This is a genomic window from Paraburkholderia sp. SIMBA_054 (assembly GCF_046534875.1).
GTDB lineage: Bacteria > Pseudomonadota > Gammaproteobacteria > Burkholderiales > Burkholderiaceae > Paraburkholderia > Paraburkholderia hospita.
In genome coordinates this window covers 1-279 of record NZ_JAWRXV010000631.1, presented here as the reverse complement: position 1 = coordinate 279, position 279 = coordinate 1, and the positions used below count along the sequence as shown (strand labels likewise).

The following is a 279-nucleotide window of genomic DNA, read 5'->3' as shown; positions in this document are numbered from 1 at the left end:
CTCGCACGCGCCAGCAAGGAGAAGAACGGATCAAGCAGCCAGCGACCGACAGCAATCAGCAGCAAAATGGCGCCAATGGCCGTCGCAATGCCTAGGATTCCGCCGGACTCATGCTGGGAAGGCGAAAGGAATGCAACGAGCGCCAGCAGCGGAACGATCATCAAATCTTCGAGCAGGAGAATGGAAACGGCCTTCTGGCCGTCGGGCGTGGCTATTTCGCCTCGCTCCTGCAGCATCGACATGATGACAGCTGTGGAAGACAGCACGAAGCCAGCCCCC

The 279-nt window shown here is 59.5% G+C and carries 1 pseudogene; it reads right to left on the bottom strand.

Features of this window, described 5'->3' with window-relative positions:
* Positions 1 to 242 (bottom strand): annotated as a pseudogene (locus SB822_RS56620) (potassium transporter); the annotation flags it as partial.
* Between the last annotated feature and the right edge of the window lie 37 nt (positions 243 to 279).